Consider the following 21,361-nt stretch of genomic DNA (forward strand, 5'->3'; position numbering starts at 1 on the left):
GTGGGTACAGATAGAGCCGGTTCGGCCACCATCTTACGTACGCACCCCTGAGCCAAGGCGCGAAACAGCGCCTGAAAAACCGCGGTTTTCTAGTGCAGAAACTGGCGCTGGCCTTCGAAACGCTGCTCAAAGTGCGCGAGCCAAGGCTCGGCCAAGTAGCGGATCTGGGCATCGTTGTGAAGAATACGCTGCATGATGCGCGTTTTCTCTGCCTTGGCGGCGGCGTCGAGCTCTTCGCTGCGGGCCCGTTGGCGAAGTTGCTCGATAAGCACTGCGCAAGCACCTTCGAAGCGCATCACGCCATCCCAGTCTTCAGCCTTGGCGGCTTCCAACATTTTGGCGCTGCTGTCCTCGATGGCTTTGTAAAAGTCGATCAGCATTTGTGTCATGGCGAATTCCCCGCGCATCAGACGGGCTGCAAGTATGCAGGACCTTGGCCATTGATCTGCTTCCAGCCGTTCGCCACAGGCTCCATAACGCGCTGCACCTCTTCGATGACCGCGGCATCGCTGCGAATATTGGCCATCGTGAGCCGATTCACACAATAGCTATACAGATCGTGCAAGTTTTGTGCGAGTTCGCCGCCCTCTTGCAGATTTAACGGTGCCAGCAAGCCCTCTTCAAGAATGCGAATGGCGTGGTTGATGTGTTTACATTTGTTTGGAATGTCGCCATTTTGGATGGCTACGCGGGCACTGCCCAGAGTTTGCTGCAGTGCATCAAACAGAAGCACCACCAGCTTGTGGGGATCTGCATTGTCAACACTGGTCTCAATGCCAACGCGCTTGTAGGCAGAGGCGGAGCGGGAGCTGACGGAGGTAAACATGCTGCAATTCCTTGAGGAGATGCTTTAGTTATCGGCACTTGCCTCGACAAATCAAGTTTTTATCCTCAGGAAATAAAGGCGGCTTCACGTTGCTATTCTTTTTATAGCTATTGCGACAATAGGCGCGCTGGCAGAGCCTCATTTTCAACCTCAGCCTTCAGCCCGTTGACTTGTTCCAGGTGGTTACTTGCTGTGCCACGTAGGCGTTCAAGGCGGTCAGACTCGCCATTTTGGTGTCCAGTGCGGTGTACTGCTTTTTCAGGCGCTCTTCGACCAAGGTAGCGCGGTTACTGATCTTGGTTTGCTCGGTGGCGTTGTTGTCGATCGCTTTCTTCACCGCATTGGTCTTATTGGTGACCGCCCCGGAGGCAGATAGCAGGCCATTCGCAAAATCTTTGATCCGCACCCCGAAACCGTTGGTGCTATCAGTGCCGCCGAAGTTGGTGAATAGCTTTTGAACATTCTCAACATCAGAAAACGCGGCAGTTAATTTGGTGGAGTTCAAACTCAGGGCACCGCCCAGTTGCGCGGTAATTCCGACATCAGCCAACCGCGAAAACGTCGAACCCGTGTTGTTGACCGAGCTGAGCAACCCGCGGAATGCCCTTTGCAATCCATTGGTAACAGAGTCGCCTTGCAGGGGGCCGGCCGTTTTGCTGGATGCATCGTAGGCCGTCGCATCGGACAAAGTTGCATTGAGGGTGTTATAGGCTGTGATGAACTCTTCAATGTTTTTCTTGATCGATCCAGTGTCTTTGGCTACGACCACCTCAACCGGCGCAGTAGTGACTTGATTGAGATTCAGCGTCAAACCACCCAGAACTTCGGTCAACGTGTTTTTAGGTGAAGTTACCGCCACGCCGTTGATGGTTGCCTCGGCGTTTTGTGCAGCTTGGTTTTGCGTCATGTTGGCGGTGGCCAGGCGCGACAAATTGCTGCCAACGCCAGCCCCCTCTGTCACGGTTACGTTGAAGGCGCCAGCTATGCCTGTGTCAGTCGCCCGCAAAATCAGGTTCACTTTGCCCGAGCCATCAGTCAAAACGCTGGCGGAGACCCCCAGACCCGAAGTACTGTTGATTTTGTTGGCGATTTGCGCCAGTGTTCCCTCACCGGAGTTGATCGTGATGTCCACCGCCGCTTTGGTGCCAACCTGAATACTCAGAGTGCCTGCGCCGATTTGCTCTGTTGCAGTAGGGAGCGGGGTCGCAGTCGGGCCGGTCGGCAGGGATACCGATTGCGCCTTCGCCAGTTTTTGAACTTCAACGCTGTACGTGGCAGCTGCGGCACCCGTTGCGGCGGTAACGCCAAGTGCGGCGGTGTTGGACGAGGTGGCGGTTGTACCTTTCCAGTTCAACACACTGCCGAGTTTGGTGGCTGCGCTCACCACGGACGATATCTGCGATTGAATCGTCCCCACCGCAGAGAGCTGGGTCTGCAAGTTGGTCGCTTTGGATTGCAAGGCCTTCAGCGGTTGTTTTTCCAAAGCGGAAAGCTGGGAAATGATGCTGCTGACATCTAAGCCACTGCCCAAACCCGTTGATGAAATCGCCATACCTGACCTCCAGACTGATGCCAACCACGATTATGGTGAGGCAAATCATTCTCTAAAGGCTTAAGTAATCGGCAATCACCGGCCAAACTCAAGTGCGACATCCATAAAAAAAGCGACAACCGGATGAACGGTTGTCGCCTTGGCTTCCCCACCGCGGCCCGCAGGCCGCTTGGATAAGAGTTAACGCAAGAGAGCCAGCACGCCCTGGGGCAACTGGTTGGCCTGAGCCACCATCGCGGTACCGGCCTGCTGCAGGATCTGCGCACGGGAGAGGTTCGCGGTTTCTGCTGCGAAATCAGCATCCTGGATACGGGAGCGCGAAGCGCTTGCGTTTTCAGAGGTGACTGCCAAGTTGGACAATGTGGACTCAAACCGGGACTGAATCGCACCGAAGGATGCACGCTGTCCGTTCACGGTGGCGAGTGCCGCATCCGTAATTTTCAGAGCCAATGTTGCGCCTTCAACGGTAGTCAGGTCAATCTTGTTGACGGCGCTCAATGACGATGCAGCATTTGCAGTAAACAGCGCAGAGGCAGAGGTGCCGATAGAGAAGCTTTTCTCAGAGTTCAACTCTACAGAACCGACTGTGACAGCCGTACCGCCAGCCGCTGCCATGGATGCCGCAGTACCGAAGCCCGGCTGCGTAGTCAATGCATTGTCTTGGGCTGCCAAGGTAGCGACGGCAGTGACCGAGTTGTTCTTGATGTCAATGTTGTCACCCGCGGAACTGCGCAAAATAATGCCGTCCTTGGCCGCATTCAACTCTGCAGTGATACCGGTGGTACCAGACACATCGTTGAACGCATTGACAGCACCGGCCAAGCCGTTCGCGTCACTTGCAGCCACTGTGAACGAAATGCTCACTGCCGTGTCGGTGTTCGCACCTTTGACATCCAAGGCCACTGTGCCCGTGGTGGTCGTGAATTTCAGTTCGGAGATGTTGCGTGCTGTGGCCGATACACCTGTGAGATCCGACTGGCCATTGATCGCAGCAGCAGCAGTTGCAGCGGTGTCAGTGGCTGTCAATGTCACAGTGGCGCTCTTCTGACCGTTGATGACCACTGCACCGGCAATTGACGTTGCAGTCGCGGCCGCAGCAATACTGGTTGACTGGCTGATTTGTGCGCCGTATGTGTTGGTGCGGAAGTTACCTGTGGTCGTTGTGATTGTCTGGTTGGCATTGGCACCCACTTGGAACACCGAGGTGCTGGCCGTACCGTCCAACAGGTTTTTGCCGTTGAACTGTGTGGTCGTAGCAATGCGATCCAGTTCAGCAATCAGCTGATTGGCTTCTGCGTTAATCGCCTTGCGGTCGCTGGCGCTGTTAGTCGCGTTGGCAGATTGAACAGACAGCTCACGCACACGCTGCAAGATGTTGCTGGAGGAGGACAAAGCGCCTTCAGCGGTTTGCGCCAAGGAGATGCCGTCGTTGGCATTGCGGGAGGCTTGGTTCAAGCCGCGGATCTGGGAGCTGAAGCGCTCGGAAATGGCCAAGCCAGCCGCGTCGTCTTTGGCGCTGTTAATGCGCAGGCCCGAAGACAAACGCTGCATGGAAGTGGACAAAGACATTTGCGAACCGGTGAGGTTACGCTGGGCGGTCAACGAGTTGACATTGGTATTGATGGTGGAAGCCATTTTGGTAACTCCTAAAAAAGACTCACTTAATCCGGCGGAATGCCGATCTCAACGCCAGCATTGCTGCTGACACCATGACCGGCGCACCCCAGGAGATGCCTTCCGGACGACGAGTCCGCTATGAACCCGTTGGTTTTGTTTTCGGGAGTTCTCAAAAAAACTTTAGGTGATTCCGCAACGGCCTGCGCATAACACGCTGGTTTTGGCCGGAAAAATGGATTAGCCGGGCCTTTGCCCATTAATTTCCAGAACCAAGGGTTTACCCCTATAAAGATTCCTAGATCCGAATGGATATGGGCGCTTTTCCGGCCGCTTATCGCGTTTTTGCGCAAAACGCGAATCTCCAGAATTCATCCCATCGTTACTGATTGTCTGCAGGTACGCAGGCTTTGCAATCGGCGGCGACGCCGGTTCATTCTTTTTAGGAGTTTCGCAATGGCCTCAACCATCAACACCAACATCCAGTCGCTGACAGCACAGCGCAACTTGTCGATGACGCAAGCATCGTTGACAACTTCCATGCAACGCCTGTCGTCCGGTTTGCGCATTAACAGCGCGAAAGACGACGCGGCTGGCTTGGCCATCACCGACCGCATGACCTCGCAGATTCGCGGCCTGAACCAGGCAGCTCGGAATGCCAACGACGGAATCTCTCTGGCGCAGGTTGCTGAAGGTGCGCTGAGCAGCACATCAAACAACTTGCAACGCATTCGTGAGTTGGCAGTTCAGTCCGCCAACGGCACTAACAGCGCCAGCGACCGCCTCGCGTTGCAACAAGAAGTGATGCAGCTCACCACAGAAATTTCTCGCGTGGGCAGCCAAACTGAGTTCAACGGCTTGAAATTATTGGACGGCAGTTACACGACCCAACAGTTCCAAGTGGGAGCGAATGCCAATCAAACCATTGGGGTCAGTGTCACCAGCGCGCGGGCGGTAGACATGGGAAACAACGCCGTAAGCTCCAAGACCGCAGCGCCCAGCATCGCCACAGCCGCTGCTGGCCCCAGCTTGGCCGGCACCGCCAACGGATTTCTGTCTCAAACACTGACATTGGCCGGCAATGGCACGGTTAACACCATTCCTACATCGGGCACTCTGGCCGACGGCACTAGCGCCAAAGCCGTCGCTACTGCGATTAATGCCTTCACCGCACTCAGTGGGGTGACCGCAGTTGCGACAACGAAAGCCACGATCTCTAACGTATCGCTCGGCTCCGTGCAATTCCAGCTGCAAGGAAGCAACTTGCCGCCAGAACCCGCCATTACTGTTTCTGCCACTATAAATAACGTCTCTGATCTTGCCCCGTTGGCGCAAGCCATCAACGCGCAGAGCGGTTCTACCGGCATCACAGCAGTAGCAGACAAAATCGGCAACCTAGTGCTCACCCAAGCAGAAGGCGATGACATCAAAATTCTGAATATGGGGGTTACCGGTGGTTTGACAGGTGCAACCGTGGTAGGTGAAGACACCTTGACCCCTGTGACCTTTCAGCCTGGAACAGGCGGCACTCCAGCCCCACCCACCAGCGATGTGGCTGTTGCTGTGGGCGGAAAGGTCGCCTTGAACTCATCAACAGGCTTCACCGTAACCAGCACCGACGCCACAGGCACGCTGATCGCCGGTGGAAGCCAGGGTAGTGCGCTCTCGTCCGTCGCAAAAATCGACATCAGCACCCAAGAGGGCGCCAACGCAGCTTTGCTGGTGGTGGATGGCGCTTTGGCATCCATCAGTGCCAACCGCGCACAGCTAGGTGCGGTGCAAAACCGGTTCCTGACGACGATCGAGAACTTGCAAACTAACAGCGAAAACCTGTCCGCCTCACGTTCGCGTATTCAAGACGCGGACTTTGCGATGGAAACCGCCAACCTCTCGCGCACCCAGATCCTGCAACAGGCAGGCACCGCGATGGTGGCCCAGGCGAACCAGTTGCCACAGGGCGTGCTGCAGTTGTTGAAGGGCTAAGGCGGGGGGGCCCTCCCCGGCTTAGGCCGCTTCATTGAATTACGCCGTGCAAACGCGCGCTCCAGCGAGCGGGCCTGCACACGCTCCACTTGCATTCCGTGCTTTAGTTTGTAACTCGCGTGCCGATAAAGGTGCAGTGCCACTCCGTTGTGGCGAGCCACTCTTTGTCGTGATCCGGACCATGTAGGCATTTTTCCTACACAGTGTTCCGACGGCACTGACACGCGGATTAGACGAATTCCGATTTAAGTTCTGCGCCCCCCCGCACAGAATTCGCTCCATGGTGATTCAAACGAATCGCCCCCACTCAGGAGCTGAATCATGCGTAACGAACAAATCCTCGCCGAGATCCGCGAAGCCAACATGACCTACCTCATGCTGGCGCAAACTCTCATCCGTCAAGACAAAGCCGAAGCCCTGTTCCGCTTGGGCATGTCGGAAGAAGCTGCCGACATGATCGGCGCACTCTCCCCCGCCCAGATCATGCGCATTGCCTCCGGCAACATGCTGCTGTGCCGCTTCCGTGTCGATGACGACATCGTCTGGAACCTACTGACCAACCACTCGGTCAACAAAGTGGACAACGACGCCACCACCAAGCTGCACGCCAGCATCCTGATGGCCGGCCGCTTCGCAGAAGCCGTCTGACCCCACCCAAGCCCGAACCGATTTAGTCCAGGAGCAGCACCATGGCAACCCAGAAAAGTGTTTTGAACGATTCCAAGCAAGTGGAACGCGCAGTGTCTTTGATTCAGCTGGGCGCGCGCCTGCAAGTGCTGGAGAGCGAAACCGAGTTGTCGTATGAACGCCTGCTGCGCCTGTACAAAGAAGTGGCAGGCCGCTCACCGAGCAAAGGCCAACTGCCTTTCTCGACCGAATGGTTCCTGACCTGGCAGCCCAACATCCACGCGTCTCTCTTCCAGAACACCTATGAGTACCTGACCAAGGTCAGCGCCATGGAGGACATCGACGCCATCATGGCGGCCTACCGCCTCTATACCGAGCAAATCTCCGCCTGCGGAGTGGAGCCTTTGTTGTCCATCACCCGCGCATGGCGCTTGGTGAAGTTCATTGACAACAATATGTTGTCCATGACCAAGTGCTCCAAGTGCGGTGGGCACTTTGTTTCTGAAGCCTATGAAAACTCGCGTCATTTTGAGTGCGGCCTCTGCAGCCCCCCTGCCCGCGCCGGAAAAGGTGCTTCCACCGGTGGCATACTGCTCCACTAAGCTACTAATTTGATAGCACTTAGTGCATATATCTATTGAGCACCAAGCCTATTTGAAGACATAGTCAAACCATGGGCTACTGCGGGCGATATGATCGTACTGGGCCCGAAAAGCCCCGCTGTTCAACCCTTGAGGCCCACGACCTCCCTGTCACAATGAAACTATGTTTGTAATCATCGGTTGGGTTGTTACGCTCGGTCTGCTGTTTGGGCTCTTTATCGCTCACGGCGGAAATGTGGGTCCCATCATTAAGGCACTGCCTTGGGAAATGGGGATGATCGGAGGCGCGACGGTGGGCGCGTTTCTGGTGAACAACCAGATGAAGGTCATCAAGGCCACCATGAAGGGGCTAGGCGCTTGCTTCAAAGGGAGCAAGTACTCCAAAGCCCGCTACATGGAACTGTTGGCTTTGTTGTTCGACATTTTGCAAAAGGCCCGTAAAGAAGGGCTGATGGCCATCGAAAAAGACGTCGAAGAGCCCGAACAGTCCGAAATTTTCAAGAAGTATCCGACCGTGGGCTCCGACCACCATGTGGTGGAATTCATCACGGACTATCTGCGCATGATGGTTTCGGGCAACTTGAATGCCCACGAAATCGAGTCCATCATGGACAGCGAGATCGAAACACACCACCACGAAGAACATGCTGCGGTATCTGCCATTCAACGTGTGGCGGGTGGATTGCCTGCATTCGGCATCGTGGCTGCGGTGCTGGGGGTGATTAAAACCATGGGCAGCGTGGGCCAACCGCCTGCCGTGTTGGGCGGGATGATCGGCTCGGCGCTCGTAGGAACGTTTTTGGGTATTTTGCTGGCCTACGCCTTCGCAGAGCCACTCGCAGGGCTCTTGGAGCAAAAGAACGAAGAGGCCGGCAAAGAACTCCAGTGCATCAAGACCGTGTTGCTGGCGAGCATGCAAGGCTACAACCCTTCCACCGCCATCGAATTCGGCCGCAAAGTGCTGTACTCCACTGAGCGCCCGACCTTCGGCGAACTGGAAGCGCATGTCAAAAAGAAATAAAAGCAGGAGCTTCTGAGCATGGCCGGAGACGCCAAGAAACTCCAACCCATCATCATCAAGCGGGTGAAGAAGGGCGGCCACGCCGCGCATGGTGGTGCCTGGAAGATTGCGTACGCCGACTTTGTGACGGCCATGATGGCCTTTTTCTTGTTGATGTGGCTGCTTGGCAGCACCACAGAGGGCGACAAGAAAGGCATTTCCGACTATTTCCAATCGCCACTCAAAGTAGCACTGCAAGGCGGTGCCGGCGCGGGTGCCAGCAACAGCATCATTACCGGCGGAGGCAACGACTTAACCCAGTCCGCCGGACAATCCAAACGGGGTGAGGGCACCGACTCCAAAGCCAAGAAGAGCGCTGGCGACCAGCGCAAAATTGAACGGGCAAAAAAAGATGCCCAAACCTTGGCCGCCGTGGCCGCGAAAATCGCCAGCAGCATATCGAGCAACCCGAAGATGGCGGAGTTCAGCTCGCAGATCAAGCTTGAGATCACACCGGACGGACTCCTGATCCAAATTGTGGACGACCAGCGCCGCCCCATGTTCGACATCGGCAGTTCAGCGGTAAAGCCCTATATGCGAGAGATCCTGAAGGAAATCGGGGTAACCTTAACTGATATAGACAACAAAATCAGCTTGGACGGCCATACCGATCAAACCCCTTACGGGAATGCAGCACGCGGATACAGTAACTGGGAGCTTTCCGCGGACCGGGCTAATGCCAGTCGCCGCGAATTGATTGCGGCCGGGATGCCCGAAGACAAGTTGGCGCGAGTGGTCGGGATGGCCTCGAGTTTGTTGGCAGACCCGCAAAACCCCTTGAGTGCCGCAAACCGGCGCATTAGTATCTTGGTTATGACCAAAGAGGCCGAGGAACGGCTGTTGAGCGGAGCGGCGATCCCACTGGAAAATGAGGTGGAAACAGCCGAGCCCGTGGTGGAAAGCAAAAAAGCCAGTCCATGAAATCTCTAAAATTCAGTCATACTCGTTAAAATCAAAAATCGTACGGTCAAAGGTTATTTATGTCTAAAGAATTGCGCTTTCTCATCGTTGACGATTTCTCCACCATGCGACGTATCGTGCGTAACCTCTTGAAAGAAAGCGGCTACGCTGACGCCGATGAGGCGGAAGACGGTGTAGCGGCTCTACAAAAACTGCGCAACGCGACCTTTGATTTTGTGGTCAGCGATATCAACATGCCCAATATGAACGGGTTCCAGTTGCTCGCTGAAATCAAAAAAGACGAGAAACTCAAACATATTCCGGTTCTGATGGTGACGGCAGAAGCCCGTAAAGAAGACATCGTGCTCGCGGCCCAGCAAGGCGCGTCGGGGTACATCGTCAAGCCTTTCACGAAGGCCACCCTGGAGGACAAGGTCAACCATATTCTCACCAAGATGGGATTGAAATAATCATGTCGACCGAACCCACTCCCTCCACACCGACACTCAGCACGGTAGAAGTCCACCAGCAATTAGGCGCTTTGACGCGGCAGCTGCATGACTCGTTGAACGGGTTGGGGCTCGCTGACAAAGTGAAGGACTGGGCAGGCGAATTGCCAGATGCCAAAAGCCGTTTGTCCTACATCGCAAGATTAACGGGTCAGGCTGCTGAAAAAGTGCTCAACCAGGTAGACCAGGCCAAAGAACAGCACGACTTTATTGCAGCAGAAACACGCCGCATCGGCGAGCTCATCGTCAAAGATCCCGTGGCGGCAGTCGCCAAGGGCCACGTGATGAACTTCATCAACGATGTAGACCAAGCCAGCAAAAAGGTGGACGGACACCTCACCGAGATCATGATGGCGCAAGATTTTCACGACCTCACAGGTCAGGTGATTGCCAAAGTCGTCAATCTGGCAGCAACGATTGAAGAGCAGTTGGTGTTGTTGTTGCTACAAACTGCCCCGCCCGAAGCCGCGGCCAAAGCAGCACCACCGTCAGAATATGTGCCGGCACTTGCCGGGCCTGTGGTCGATGGTCAATCCAACCAGGAAGTCGTGACCGATCAGTCGCAAGTGGACGATTTGCTGGCAAGTCTCGGCTTCTAAACAGACCGGATGAAGGGGCAGAAAGCCCTTCTTTTCACCCTTTAGTTTCAGAGGGTGCTCGCGACAATGGTGAGAACGAAAGAGTCTCACCACCATGGAACAAGGCAGTCAAGATCGCAATTTACCGGCCTCCGAAAGGAAGCTGAAAAAAGCACGTGACGACGGCCAGGTCAGTCGCTCGCAGGACCTGACCCACTTGGGGGTGCTCGGCGCGGGCGCATTGGCCGTTCTCTCCCTCTCCCCCATTTTGTTTGAACAGCTCAAACTCAGCATGATCCAGCAGCTGAGTTTTGATGCGGACACGGTTCGCCGGACGGGAACCATGGTGCAACGCTTGGGTGATGCCAGCATCATTGGTACGGCCGGATGTGTCGCATTCGCAGCGATTGTCATGACAGCTGCCATTTTGTCGGCTGTTGCCTCTGGAGGCTGGGTTCAGAGTCTGAAGCCCTTGATGCCCGATTTTTCGCGGCTCAACCCGCTCTCAGGCTTTGCCAATCTCTTTTCTAAAAAGAAGTTCCTCGACACGGCCAAGATGATGTTGATGACGGGCATCTTGTTCGCCATCGCGGTGGGCTTCCTCAAATCCGGCATGCAAGAAATGGCGGCCATGTTGTTGCAGCCCTCACCGGCGGCCATTGCTCAACTCATGAAGTGGATGGTCAGCGGTCTCGGGCTGATGCTATTGGTCATTCTTCTCGCCGCGATGGTCGATGTACCGCTGCAACTTTTCTTGCACAAAGACCAGATGAAGATGTCGCACCAAGAGGTGAAAGAGGAAGGCAAAGAGACCGACGGTAACCCGCAGCTCAAAGGGAAGATCCGGCAGAAACAACGCGAAATGGCGCAAAAGAGCAGCGTCGGTGCCGTGCCCAAAGCGGACTTCATCGTGATGAACCCGACCCACTTTGCCGTCGCGATCCGCTATGACGAAGCCACGATGCGGGCTCCCCGCGTCATCTCCAAAGGTGCAGACCTTTTGGCTATGCGGATTCGCGATGTCGCCAAGCAGCACTCGATCCCGGTACTGCAGTCGCCCATGTTGGCGCGGGCACTGTATGCCAACGCCGAGCTTGACCAGGACATTCCGGCAACCCTGTACACCGCCGTAGCCCAGGTTCTGGCCTACGTCTATCGCTTGCGCGCAGCTCTGCGGGGCGAAGGCGTCATGCCCTCCGAAGTGCCGCAGCCCTTCGTGCCCCCTGAACTCGACCCCCTGTCCAAGACCGTGAAGGCATCCAACCTATGAACGCCCAACTCAAATCTTTCCAGCAGTGGTACGCCTCCAATGCTGGGGTGATGCAAGGCGCGGCAGCGCCTATGCTTGTGGTCGCTATTCTGGCCATGATGGTGCTTCCCATGCCCCCGCTGTTGCTGGACATGTTCTTCACCATCAATATTGCAGTGGCATTGATGGTGATGATGGTGGCTGCCTACATGATCCGCCCGCTGGACTTTGCCGCTTTCCCCTCGGTGTTGTTGCTGACCACCCTGATGCGCCTTTCCTTGAACGTCGCTTCCACCCGGGTTGTGCTGCTCGAGGGCCACACAGGGCCGGGTGCTGCGGGCGCTGTGATTGAAGCCTTCGGCCATTTTTTGATCGGTGGTAACTTTGCGGTCGGTTTGATCGTTTTTGCGATTCTGGTGGTCATCAACTTTGTCGTGATTACCAAGGGCTCTGAGCGGATTGCAGAAGTTTCGGCACGATTCACGCTGGACGCCATGCCCGGTAAACAAATGGCGGTGGATGCCGACCTGAACGCCGGCCTGATTGACGAAAAAGAAGCCAAACGACGCCGTGCTGAAATCGGCGAGGAAGCCGAGTTCTTTGGCTCGATGGACGGTGCATCCAAATTCGTACGGGGCGACGCTATTGCCGGGATTTTGATTTTGCTGATCAACATCTTCGGGGGCTTCGCCATCGGCATCTTGCAACACGATTTGAGTGCATCCCAGGCAGCCAACACTTACATCCTGCTGGCAGTGGGTGACGCGCTCGTTGCTCAGATTCCAGGCTTGCTGATTTCCGTGGCCGCTGCCATGGTGGTGTCACGGGTGGGCAAAGACAAGGACATCGGCAAACAAATCGTGGGCCAGATGTTTGTGTCCCCCAAGGTGCTTGGTATCACTGCGGCCATCATGATCATTTTGGGCTTGATCCCCAACATGCCGCATTTTGTGTTTTTGAGCATTGGCGCGGTGCTCGCCTACGGTGCTTGGGTGCTTGGCAACAAACCGGTTCCAACTGAAGCTGATACAGCCCCTGCGGCCCCCACTGGCGACGGCGACGCCACCTGGGATGACCTGCAGCCGGTGGATCAACTGGGCCTGGAACTGGGCTACCGCCTGATTGCATTGGTGGACAAAACACGCCAGGGCGACCTGCTGAACCGGATCAAAGGTGTGCGCCGTAAGTTTGCACAAGAGGTGGGCTTCCTGCCGCCATCGGTACACGTCCGGGACAACCTGGAGCTCAAGCCCAGCGCTTACCGGATCACACTGCGCGGCGTCATCGTCGGCGAGGGGGAAGCATTTCCCGGCAACTACCTGGCCATCAATCCCGGTGGTATTACCACCCCGCTAATCGGCACTGCCACCACCGACCCCGCGTTTGGACTCCCCGCACACTGGATCGATGAACGCCAGAAGGAAGCCGCACAAATGGCCGGATTTACGGTGGTTGATTCTGAGACCGTCATGGCAACCCATTTGTCACACTTGATGCAAGTCCAGGCCTCCAAGCTCTTGAGCCGGACAGAAACACAACAACTGGTGGAACACGTGGCGAAACTGGCTCCTAAACTCATTGAAGAGGTCGTCCCCAAGATGGTGTCGATTGCCGTCTTCCAAAAGGTGCTGCAGCTGCTTTTGGATGAGTCGGTGCACATCCGGGATATTCGCACCATCATCGAGTCGATTGCAGAGCATGCCCCCTCTACTACAGACCCTGCTGAGCTGGCCAAGCGTGTTCGCGTGGCACTGTCGCCCGCCATCGTTCAACAGATTTACGGGCCGACACGTGAACTCAATGTCATCGCCATCGACCCCGGCCTTGAGCGGCTGTTGGTGCAAGCCTTGGGCAGTGCATCCGGATCTGCTTTGGATCCGGGCGTAGCCGACATGCTCAGCCGTAATGCCGCAGAAACAGCGATGAAGCAAGAAGAGGTGGGCGTACCAGCCTGCCTGCTGGTGCCAGACCAGATCCGCAGCGCGATTTCCCGCCTGGTCCGCCGCGTCGCACCCCGCTTGCAAGTGCTTGGTCACAGTGAAATTCCAGAAACCCACACTATCCGTATCGGTCCGATTTTGAGAGGCGCCACATCATGAACGTCCAACGCTTTACAGCCGCCACCTCACGCGAAGCGTTAGCCAAGGCCCGCCAGGCCTTTGGTGAGGGCACCCTTATCCTGTCCAACCGCCCAACAGCGAATGGCGTAGAAGTCGTTGCCACCGCTGAAGACAGCTTGGCCACCCTCGACGCGGCAGTCAGTCGCACCGCCGCCCGCTCGGGTGGAAGCCCTCAACAACGGCAGCAGCCCCCCAGCTACCGCGAAGTGGCAAGCAAAGTGGAAGAGGACGCGGAGCAGCTGGCAATGAGCACCCTCTCCTTCCAAGACTACGTGCGGGAGCGCATGTTGCGCCGCCGGGCCGAGGCACAGCAGATCCCTGTCTTGCAGCCCGAAGTGACTTCCATGCCGATGCCCACCCCGGCGCCCGTGCCGCTCGAGCGCCCGCAACCCACTTTGACACAGCGCATTGCGATCGACATCGAGTCGCAGCCCAAGCGGGCGGCCCCCGTGCGGCAAACCGCGCCCGCGCCGCAAGCGCCGGCAGTGAACAAAATCGTCATGGACGAGTTGCACGCCATGAAGGAACTGATCGAGGACCGTTTCAACACCCTCACCTGGTTGGGTCAAGCGAAACAAAATCCGATCCAGTCCAACATGATGCTCAAGATGATCCGGGCCGGCTACTCGCCGACGCTGTCACGGGCGATCTTGGAGCGCTTGCCAGATGACATGGATGCACCCGAATCCGTACGTTGGGTGATGGACGTGCTGGAACGTAACCTGCATACCGATGCCGCCATTCCGGCACTCCATGAAGAGGGTGGCGTGTTTGCACTCATGGGTGCCACAGGGGTGGGCAAAACCACCACAGCGGCCAAACTCGCGGGCTTGTGCGCGCGGACCCATGGCCCCGGCAGCGTAGGTCTGATCACCTTGGACACTTACCGCATAGGCGCCCACGAACAACTGCGGGCTTATGGAAAGATGCTGGGCGTAGTGGCCCACCTCGCCCATGACAAAGCGGCCTTGCAAGACTTGCTGGGCCTCCTCTCCAACAAAAAAATGGTGTTGATTGACACCACCGGCATCGCACCGCGGGACCCCCGCAAACGCGAGCTGCTGGAGTTGCTCGACCTTCCGGAGATCAAACGCCTGTTGGTTCTGAATGCCGGAGGCCATGGGGACACCATGGACGAAGCTGTGGCCTGCTTCAAAACCGGAGAAACACAGCAAGTCATCCTGTCGAAGACCGATGAAGCGGTCAAACTCGGACCCTCCATCGATGCCTGCATTCGCCACCAATTGATGTTGCGGGGCACCACTACTGGTCAACGCGTCCCCGAAGACTGGGAAGCTGCAGTTGCCAGCAAGTTGGTCCGCACCTCCATGCGGAGCACGGGGGCTTCTGCCTACGACCCGAAAACGACCGATCTGGGCTTTTTCTTCAGCCAACCAGCCAACACCACTGCACACAAGGGGCGTATGAATGCTTGAAAGCCCCCCGAATCAGGCCGCCGGCTTGATGGACTTTGCCGTCCCTCAAACGCCGAAACTGTTGGCCATGGTGAGCCATGGAGATGAACAGGCAGAACTCCCACTGCTGCTGCGGGTGTGCGCCGCACTGGTCGGATTCGGCTACACCGTGACGGTCCTGGACGGGTCGGTACTGGAAACGACCGACAACCCAGGCTTAGAGCAATTGTTGAATTTCACGTTCACCCAGAGCACGGGAACCGAAGCTCCATCCTGGAGCATTCTTCCTGCGGGTCTGGGGCTCCAAAGCCTGGCAGCGGCCCACCGACACGGCGGCCCGGGGCTTGGTGACTGCGGTTCATTTTTTCCGCTTGAAAGCGTAGTGATCATTTATGCCAACGCACACAGCCTGACCCCGCTTATCAAGGGAAGCCAGATACGCCCGCTGTTGGCCATGTCTGCAGCAAAAACCTCATTGCTGACCACGTACCTCGCCCTCAAGCGCTTGTTGCTCAAAGCCAAGGTTGAGCCTACTATTGTGAATATGGTGGATCCTTCAAAGCCCGCCCAGGCCCACTCCACCACACCCACCAGCTTGAGCGACTGCGCCAAGTACTTTTTGAACTACGACGTGTTTCCGATTCACATCACAGCACCCATGGGGGATGAGCGCCCGTCGCCGTCCATTGAGCGATTGGCTCTGGGCCTGCTGGAAAACGCCATGTCGCTCGAAACGGGCTGGGCCTATGCGCCCCCCCAACAGAATCGTCAGTCTTTTAGCAGCCTAGCAGCCTCAGGGAGACATTGATGTACACCGCCAAAGGGCAGCTCGACCGCTCCGCATTGATCAAACAGTACCAGCCCTTGGTACGACGTTTGGCCCATCACATGATGGCCAAGCTACCGGCAAGTGTTGAAGTGGATGATCTGATTCAGGTGGGCCTTATCGGCCTGTCAGATGCCTTGTCCCGCTACGAGGCATCCCAAGGTGTTCAGTTCGAAACCTTTGCCACCCAACGCATACGCGGCGCCATGCTCGACGAGCTTCGCGAGAACGATTGGATGTCACGCGGCTCCCGCAAAAGCCAAAAAGAAATTGAAACTGCGTTACGCCGCCTGGAACACAGGCTCGGGCGCAGCCCTGCAGAGTCCGAGATCGCCGCAGAACTGGGGATGTCTCTCGCGGATTACCAGTCCCTGCTGGGCAAAGTGCGGGGCACCCAGTTGGTATATCTGGAAGACATGTCCCGTCGCAATGAAGACGATGACACCTACCTTGACCGCCATGTGGCTGATCAGGATGCAGATCCGCTCAACATGCTGCGCGATCAGCGCCTGCGGCAATCGTTGGTCGACGCCATCAAGGGGCTCCCCGAAAGAGAGCAATACATCATGAGCATGTATTACGAACAGGACATGAATTTGAAAGAAATCGCAGCGGTGCTGGACGTTACCGAGTCACGGGTATGCCAGTTGCACAGCCAATCGATTGCCAGGCTGCGCGCCAAAATGCGATCACACTAAGGTGGATGAACTGTATAAAAAAGGGCCCGTGAGGCCCTTTTTTTAAGCTCGGCAGGCCTTCAGGCACTTACCGCTGCCAATCGTCCTGAAGATTTGGGGCCTGCGCCGTAATAACCGCCCCCCGCATAGGTGGGATCCACGGAAGCAGGTACCACCAGGTTCAACGCTTGCTCCACCAACATGGCACGACGCAACAAACTAGAACGCACTATTTGCAAACCCTCGGCCAACGCTTTGACACGTTCTGCAATGCCTGGCTCTACCAAGCCTTGGCGCTGCCATTGCTGCCAAACCCCGGCAAGACTGACGGCTGTTTTCTGGATCTGTTCCGACAAAGCCGGCAAGGTTTCTGCGTCGCCGGTTGCAACAGCGAGTGCAAGGTCGTTGAACTGGACCTCCAGCGCATCGAAGTAAGAGTCAGGTTGGATGGTGCTCATGGGGTCCCCCTCGTATCAATGGCGATACGCAGGAGGCACGCACTTACCGGGTCGTTCGGTTCAGCATTTCCTGCGCGTTGGATAACAGCTTGTCGGCGATCGCTTCCGCATTCACGGAAAACGTGCCGTCCTGGATAGACGCCCGCACCGACTCCACTTTGGCGAGATCGACGTCCGAAGCCTCGCTGCGCTCGGGCTTCTCCAAAGCGCGCGCCGCAGTCGACACCGTCACAGCCACGCCGGCGGACCGGGTGCTCTGAGTGGCGTTGGTGTTCGCATTGGCCGCCGCATTGCTGCTCTGCGCAGCCTTTTGGGCAGCACCGGACACCGTAGTAGATACGGAAGCGGGTAATTCTGAGGGTTGACCAATTTTCATCGCGTTCTCCAAAACTACGGTAAGCGTAGCCTCGTACGATGTTTATCGGTCGGGTTCGGGCTAACTTTAGGGCTATTTTCACGATTTTCGCCTCTAAAGGTCTATTTTGACTGTACGCACATCCAGCACAGTCCCCGATGTCACCCGACCGTTGTCCATTTTGACGCGGGCCTGCTGCCCCACCACCCCAGCGGAAAGCGCCTGGGCCTCACTGGAAATCTGAAAGCCGGGGCCCTGCGCCACAATTTTGACGGTAGCCCCCGCCTGAAAAACCTGGGCCTGCCGCAACATGCCTTGGCGCAGCGCTTGTCCGGTCGTCAACGCGCGGGACGCTGTCTGCCCCAACCAGGCCGCCCGGTCCGTGAGGATCGCGCCCTGCTCTTCAGCCCAATCAACCTCGCCGCGTGTGACATCACTCTCCGTGACTGCCGTGCCCGCCGCGAGCTGAGTTTTTACGACCCACGCTTCACCGAGTGCCCGCACAGTGACCGGCAGCGTGACGTTCCAACGGCTGATGCCGTCCACACAACGCACCCCGACGCGGCTGCGCCCCCAGAGTCGCGCACCCGGTGGCACATAAGCCTCCATGTTGCCGCATGCCGCCAAGCGCACACGCGCATCGAGAGCACCTACGGTGACGTCCATCCGCAAAGGCGTCGGCTCAGCGCGTTGGCTTTTCTGCACCGCCTCAACCGCCCATTGCTGCGCAAGAGCCTGCACTCCCTGTGCCACCTGCTCTTGCGCAAATACAGGAGCCGCGCAAGCAACCAACGCTATCCACAGGGCCTGCGCGGGTTGGAGAGAGGTGCGAATTACGGGCATAGGGGGCTCCAGAAGTTGCTTCAACTATAGGAAGCAGCGCCCACGAAGAAGCCCGCAAATACACAGCTTTCAGCGCCTTATTCCAAAGCTCAAGAATTAAAGCTTTTCCCATAATTGCCCCACGTCACCGGCCGGCCCGCTTGCTGGGACCCGACGATCAACCGTTGAGGTATCTATGTTTTCGAAACTAACCAATGCTTTAGATTTCCAATCAAAGGGGTTGGTGCTGCGCGCAGAGCGGCAACGCGTCATCGCCAGCAACATCGCAAACGCCGACACGCCCGGATATTCCGGCCGCGACTTTGACTTCAAAAAAGCCATGGCGGAAGCGACTTCCGGCCCTGCTTTTCCCATGGCCACTCCCTCTAGCGGCCCCAACGGTGACGGCACAACCAATGCCCGCCACATACCGATCAGCAACATTGACAGCTCCACGTTGGGCGACAACAGCAGGCTTGCCTACACGCTCCAGACACAGCCCGCCATGGACGGCAACAGTGTGGATATGGACCGTGAGCGTGCCAACTTCGTCGACAACTCCGTCCGCTATGAAGCCACGCTCCGTTTTATTAACGGCTCTTCCCGAACAATCTTGAGCGCGATTCAAGGCCAGTAAGCCCTGAATTAGCCAGAGGAGACCCTCCATGTCCATGTTTTCCATCTTCAACGTCAGCGGCAGTGCCGTTAGCGCACAGTCCCAGCGCCTCAACGTCGTGGCCAGCAACCTGGCCAATGCGGACGCCGTAGCAGGCCCGGACGGCCAGGGTTACAAGAGCCGCCAAGTGGTGTTTGAAACCGTGCCCATGGGCTCGGAGGCTTCGGCAGGCGTCAAAGTAAACGCCATCAAGGAAAGCAACGAGCCCCTGCGCAAAGTGCACAACCCGATGCACCCCTCGGCAGATGCAGAAGGCTACGTCACCCAATCCAACGTGAATCCCGTCGAAGAAATGGTCAACATGATTTCTGCGTCGCGCTCGTACCAGAACAACGTGGAAGTCATGAACACGGCCAAGAGTCTGCTGCTCAAAACGCTGCAGATGGGTCAATAAATTCAAGGACGCTCACCATGGCTACTGCAGTCAGTAACAACACCGCACTCTCCGGCACCAGCGCCATATCGAGTGGAACCGTCAGCGCCCAAGAGCAAACAGACCGATTCATGAAGTTGTTGGTGGCACAACTCAACAACCAGGATCCCATGAACCCGATGGACAACGCCCAGATGACTAGCCAGATCGCACAGATCAACACGGTCTCCGGCATCCAGGAGCTCAACGCCACGATGCAAAGCATGGCGGCCCAGTTCACCTCTATGCAGGTCTTGCAGGGTGCCAGCATGGTGGGGCATGGAGTCCTCGTGGAGTCAAACACCCTGTCGATCGACGGCGGCACAGCCAAGGGTGCCATCAATCTGGCCAGCAAGGCAGACAAAGTCACGATCGACATCAAGACCGCTGGCGGCCAATTGCTGGAAACCATCAACCTTGGCGCATTGCCGGCAGGCCAGAGCAACTTCCAGTGGGACGCCTCCAAATACAGCGGCCTGAGCAGTGTCAACTTCAAGGTAAACGCGACCCAAGGCGGAAACACCGTCAAAAGCACCGATCTTGCCCGCGACACCGTAACGGCCGTCGGCACAGAAAACGGAGCCATGTCGCTCCAGCTCAAAGGCCGCACGGCAGTCGCATACAGCGCCATCAAATCCATTCTCTAACCCCCCATTTCCCAAGAGGTAACCACCATGAGCTTTCAAACAGGACTCTCCGGCCTCAACGGCGCCAGCAAAAGTCTGGACGTGATCGGCAACAACATCGCCAACGCCAATACCGTGGGAATGAAATACTCCCGCACAGAGTTTTCAGCACTGGTCGCAGGCCAGCTGGGCGCTGCAGGCGGAAGCACCGGCAACACACCGGGCATTGGAGTGTCTGTGGGTGCGATTGCACAGCAGTTCACCCAGGGCAACATCAGCATCACTGGCAATAGTCTTGACGTAGCGGTCAACGGCGGTGGCTTTTTTCAACTCACCCAGCCTGACGGCTCAACCGCCTACACCCGTGACGGCCAATTCAAGCTGGACTCCGCCGGCAACCTCGTCACCAACAGTGGCGCCAACGTGATGGGCTTCCCCACCGACTTGCTCGGAAACCGGACTAGCATCACGCCCCAGCCCATGGTGATTCCGACCAGCGCTCCGATTCCCGCACAACAAACTACTGCCATCACGGCGGAATTCAACTTGGATGCCCGGACCAAGCCGGCAATCCAAACCACACCGCCCACACCGATTTCTACCTACGGCACCACACTCACCGCATTTGACTCGCAAGGCAACGAAGTTCCGGTGAGCCTGTACTTCGTCAAGCGCGGCCCGGATACCACCGCCAACCCGGCTGTTACGACGGATATTTGGGACGTCTATGACGCCAGCACCGTGGCTGCAGGCACCACGGCACTCAATACCAATGCAGCGGTCTATGCCACGCACCAGGCCAACGTGGCCTACAACACCACCACCCCGCCACCGACAGACCTGAAACCCACCTTCGCAGCCGCAGGTACCGGCGCCTTTGCCGCACCTGCGCTCACCACGGTAGCGACCGGCGCGCTGTTTCAGTTGGAATACGACGTGAACGGCAAACTGACGTCGCCGCTGGCCGCTCAGCCCCTGACCTTGACCTCTCCCAACACGGCGATCGGTACCTTCAGCACCACGCTGGATCTGACCAAAACCACGCAGTACGGCACCACCTTTGCCGTTTCCAACCTCACCCAGGACGGCTACACCGCAGGCGACCTGACAGGCATCTCCATTGACCCGAGTGGCGTGATTACGACCCGCTACTCAAACGGTGAGACCCAGTCCCGTGGACAACTCCTGCTTGCGGACTTCCGTAACGTGCAAGGTTTGACACCCATTAGCGGTGGAAACTGGACCGAGTCGTTTGCCTCCGGGCAGCCGGTGCTTGGCAACCCGGGTCTGGGCAAGTTCGGCGGCCTTCGCTCGGGGGCCCTCGAAGACTCCAACGTCGACCTTACCGGTGAGCTCGTCAACATGATGACGGCCCAGCGTAACTACCAAGCCAATGCACAAACCATCAAGACCCAGGACCAGATCCTGTCGACCTTGGTTAATTTGCGTTAACCAACAGCAGGACTGAAGCACC

General features: G+C 57.1%; 23 protein-coding genes. 16 read left to right on the top strand and 7 right to left on the bottom strand.

Features of this window, described 5'->3' with window-relative positions:
* Nucleotides 1-89 precede the first annotated feature (89 nt).
* The 4 genes from RAE19_RS06795 to RAE19_RS06810 all read right to left on the bottom strand — a co-directional run bounded on the left by RAE19_RS06795 (nt 90) and on the right by RAE19_RS06810 (nt 4,013).
* A complete protein-coding gene (locus RAE19_RS06795) occupies nt 90-389 on the bottom strand; it encodes a flagellar protein FliT (RefSeq protein ID WP_313874175.1) in 300 nt (99 codons plus the stop codon).
* A 17-nt stretch (nt 390-406) separates the two neighbouring features.
* Nucleotides 407-826, bottom strand: coding sequence for a flagellar export chaperone FliS (fliS, locus tag RAE19_RS06800; protein WP_313874176.1), 420 nt, complete (start codon nt 824-826; stop codon nt 407-409).
* A gap of 157 nt (nt 827-983) precedes the next feature.
* Nucleotides 984-2,378: a flagellar filament capping protein FliD gene (fliD, locus tag RAE19_RS06805; protein WP_313874177.1), complete on the bottom strand. Its 1,395-nt coding sequence runs from the start codon at nt 2,376-2,378 to the stop codon at nt 984-986.
* A 180-nt stretch (nt 2,379-2,558) separates the two neighbouring features.
* The gene (locus RAE19_RS06810; protein ID WP_313874178.1) at nt 2,559-4,013 is read right to left on the bottom strand and encodes a flagellin; all 1,455 of its coding nucleotides are present in this window, start codon (nt 4,011-4,013) and stop codon (nt 2,559-2,561) included.
* Nucleotides 4,014-4,448: 435 nt separating this feature from the next.
* On the opposite strand from RAE19_RS06810, the gene RAE19_RS06815 reads away from it, so the two are divergent.
* The 12 genes from RAE19_RS06815 to RAE19_RS06870 all read left to right on the top strand — a co-directional run bounded on the left by RAE19_RS06815 (nt 4,449) and on the right by RAE19_RS06870 (nt 16,559).
* On the top strand, nt 4,449-5,975 hold the full coding sequence (locus RAE19_RS06815; RefSeq protein WP_313874179.1) for a flagellin: 1,527 nt from the start codon (nt 4,449-4,451) through the stop codon (nt 5,973-5,975).
* Between the two features lie 321 nt (nt 5,976-6,296).
* A complete protein-coding gene (gene flhD, locus RAE19_RS06820; RefSeq protein WP_313874180.1) occupies nt 6,297-6,623 on the top strand; it encodes a flagellar transcriptional regulator FlhD in 327 nt (108 codons plus the stop codon).
* Nucleotides 6,624-6,664: 41 nt separating this feature from the next.
* On the top strand, nt 6,665-7,204 hold the full coding sequence (gene flhC / locus RAE19_RS06825) for a flagellar transcriptional regulator FlhC (protein WP_313874181.1): 540 nt from the start codon (nt 6,665-6,667) through the stop codon (nt 7,202-7,204).
* A 163-nt stretch (nt 7,205-7,367) separates the two neighbouring features.
* A complete protein-coding gene (motA, locus tag RAE19_RS06830) occupies nt 7,368-8,225 on the top strand; it encodes a flagellar motor stator protein MotA (protein WP_313874182.1) in 858 nt (285 codons plus the stop codon).
* Between the two features lie 18 nt (nt 8,226-8,243).
* Nucleotides 8,244-9,185 (top strand): flagellar motor protein MotB, encoded by a 942-nt coding sequence (motB, locus tag RAE19_RS06835; protein ID WP_313874183.1) that lies wholly within the window; start codon nt 8,244-8,246, stop codon nt 9,183-9,185.
* 59 nt (nt 9,186-9,244) lie between these two features.
* Nucleotides 9,245-9,634, top strand: a complete 390-nt coding sequence (gene cheY / locus RAE19_RS06840) for a chemotaxis response regulator CheY (RefSeq protein ID WP_313874184.1) — start codon at nt 9,245-9,247, stop codon at nt 9,632-9,634.
* A gap of 2 nt (nt 9,635-9,636) precedes the next feature.
* Nucleotides 9,637-10,272 carry a protein phosphatase CheZ gene (locus RAE19_RS06845; protein ID WP_313874185.1) on the top strand — a complete coding sequence of 212 codons (636 nt, stop codon included), beginning with the start codon at nt 9,637-9,639 and terminating at the stop codon, nt 10,270-10,272.
* A gap of 94 nt (nt 10,273-10,366) precedes the next feature.
* The gene (locus tag RAE19_RS06850) at nt 10,367-11,521 is read left to right on the top strand and encodes an EscU/YscU/HrcU family type III secretion system export apparatus switch protein (RefSeq protein ID WP_313874186.1); all 1,155 of its coding nucleotides are present in this window, start codon (nt 10,367-10,369) and stop codon (nt 11,519-11,521) included.
* Nucleotides 11,518-13,599 carry a flagellar biosynthesis protein FlhA gene (gene flhA / locus RAE19_RS06855; protein WP_313874187.1) on the top strand — a complete coding sequence of 694 codons (2,082 nt, stop codon included), beginning with the start codon at nt 11,518-11,520 and terminating at the stop codon, nt 13,597-13,599. Before RAE19_RS06850 ends, flhA begins: the two co-directional genes overlap by 4 nt.
* Nucleotides 13,596-15,056, top strand: a complete 1,461-nt coding sequence (flhF, locus tag RAE19_RS06860) for a flagellar biosynthesis protein FlhF (RefSeq protein ID WP_313874188.1) — start codon at nt 13,596-13,598, stop codon at nt 15,054-15,056. Before flhA ends, flhF begins: the two co-directional genes overlap by 4 nt.
* Nucleotides 15,049-15,843: a hypothetical protein gene (locus RAE19_RS06865; protein WP_313874189.1), complete on the top strand. Its 795-nt coding sequence runs from the start codon at nt 15,049-15,051 to the stop codon at nt 15,841-15,843. The genes flhF and RAE19_RS06865 overlap by 8 nt, the downstream gene beginning before the upstream one ends.
* Entirely contained in the window at nt 15,843-16,559 is a 717-nt protein-coding gene (locus RAE19_RS06870) for an RNA polymerase sigma factor FliA (RefSeq protein WP_313874190.1), read from the top strand. The genes RAE19_RS06865 and RAE19_RS06870 overlap by 1 nt, the downstream gene beginning before the upstream one ends.
* A 59-nt stretch (nt 16,560-16,618) precedes the next feature.
* Here the strand turns inward: RAE19_RS06870 and RAE19_RS06875 are convergent, their stop codons facing one another.
* The 3 genes from RAE19_RS06875 to flgA all read right to left on the bottom strand — a co-directional run bounded on the left by RAE19_RS06875 (nt 16,619) and on the right by flgA (nt 18,194).
* Nucleotides 16,619-16,996, bottom strand: coding sequence for a hypothetical protein (locus tag RAE19_RS06875; RefSeq protein ID WP_313874191.1), 378 nt, complete (start codon nt 16,994-16,996; stop codon nt 16,619-16,621).
* 43 nt (nt 16,997-17,039) lie between these two features.
* On the bottom strand, nt 17,040-17,372 hold the full coding sequence (flgM, locus tag RAE19_RS06880) for a flagellar biosynthesis anti-sigma factor FlgM (RefSeq protein WP_313874192.1): 333 nt from the start codon (nt 17,370-17,372) through the stop codon (nt 17,040-17,042).
* A 93-nt stretch (nt 17,373-17,465) separates the two neighbouring features.
* Nucleotides 17,466-18,194, bottom strand: a complete 729-nt coding sequence (gene flgA, locus RAE19_RS06885) for a flagellar basal body P-ring formation chaperone FlgA (RefSeq protein ID WP_313874193.1) — start codon at nt 18,192-18,194, stop codon at nt 17,466-17,468.
* A 175-nt stretch (nt 18,195-18,369) separates the two neighbouring features.
* On the opposite strand from flgA, the gene flgB reads away from it, so the two are divergent.
* The 4 genes from flgB to flgE are packed head-to-tail and all read left to right on the top strand — an operon-like array spanning nt 18,370 to nt 21,339.
* Nucleotides 18,370-18,810 (top strand): flagellar basal body rod protein FlgB, encoded by a 441-nt coding sequence (flgB, locus tag RAE19_RS06890; RefSeq protein ID WP_313874194.1) that lies wholly within the window; start codon nt 18,370-18,372, stop codon nt 18,808-18,810.
* Between the two features lie 28 nt (nt 18,811-18,838).
* Nucleotides 18,839-19,243 carry a flagellar basal body rod protein FlgC gene (flgC, locus tag RAE19_RS06895; RefSeq protein WP_313874195.1) on the top strand — a complete coding sequence of 135 codons (405 nt, stop codon included), beginning with the start codon at nt 18,839-18,841 and terminating at the stop codon, nt 19,241-19,243.
* Nucleotides 19,244-19,260: 17 nt separating this feature from the next.
* The gene (locus RAE19_RS06900; protein WP_313874196.1) at nt 19,261-19,908 is read left to right on the top strand and encodes a flagellar hook assembly protein FlgD; all 648 of its coding nucleotides are present in this window, start codon (nt 19,261-19,263) and stop codon (nt 19,906-19,908) included.
* Nucleotides 19,909-19,935: 27 nt separating this feature from the next.
* Nucleotides 19,936-21,339, top strand: a complete 1,404-nt coding sequence (gene flgE, locus RAE19_RS06905) for a flagellar hook protein FlgE (RefSeq protein WP_313874197.1) — start codon at nt 19,936-19,938, stop codon at nt 21,337-21,339.
* Nucleotides 21,340-21,361: the final 22 nt, after the last annotated feature.

Source organism: Rhodoferax potami (assembly GCF_032193805.1).
GTDB classification, from domain to species: domain Bacteria; phylum Pseudomonadota; class Gammaproteobacteria; order Burkholderiales; family Burkholderiaceae_C; genus Allorhodoferax; species Allorhodoferax potami_A.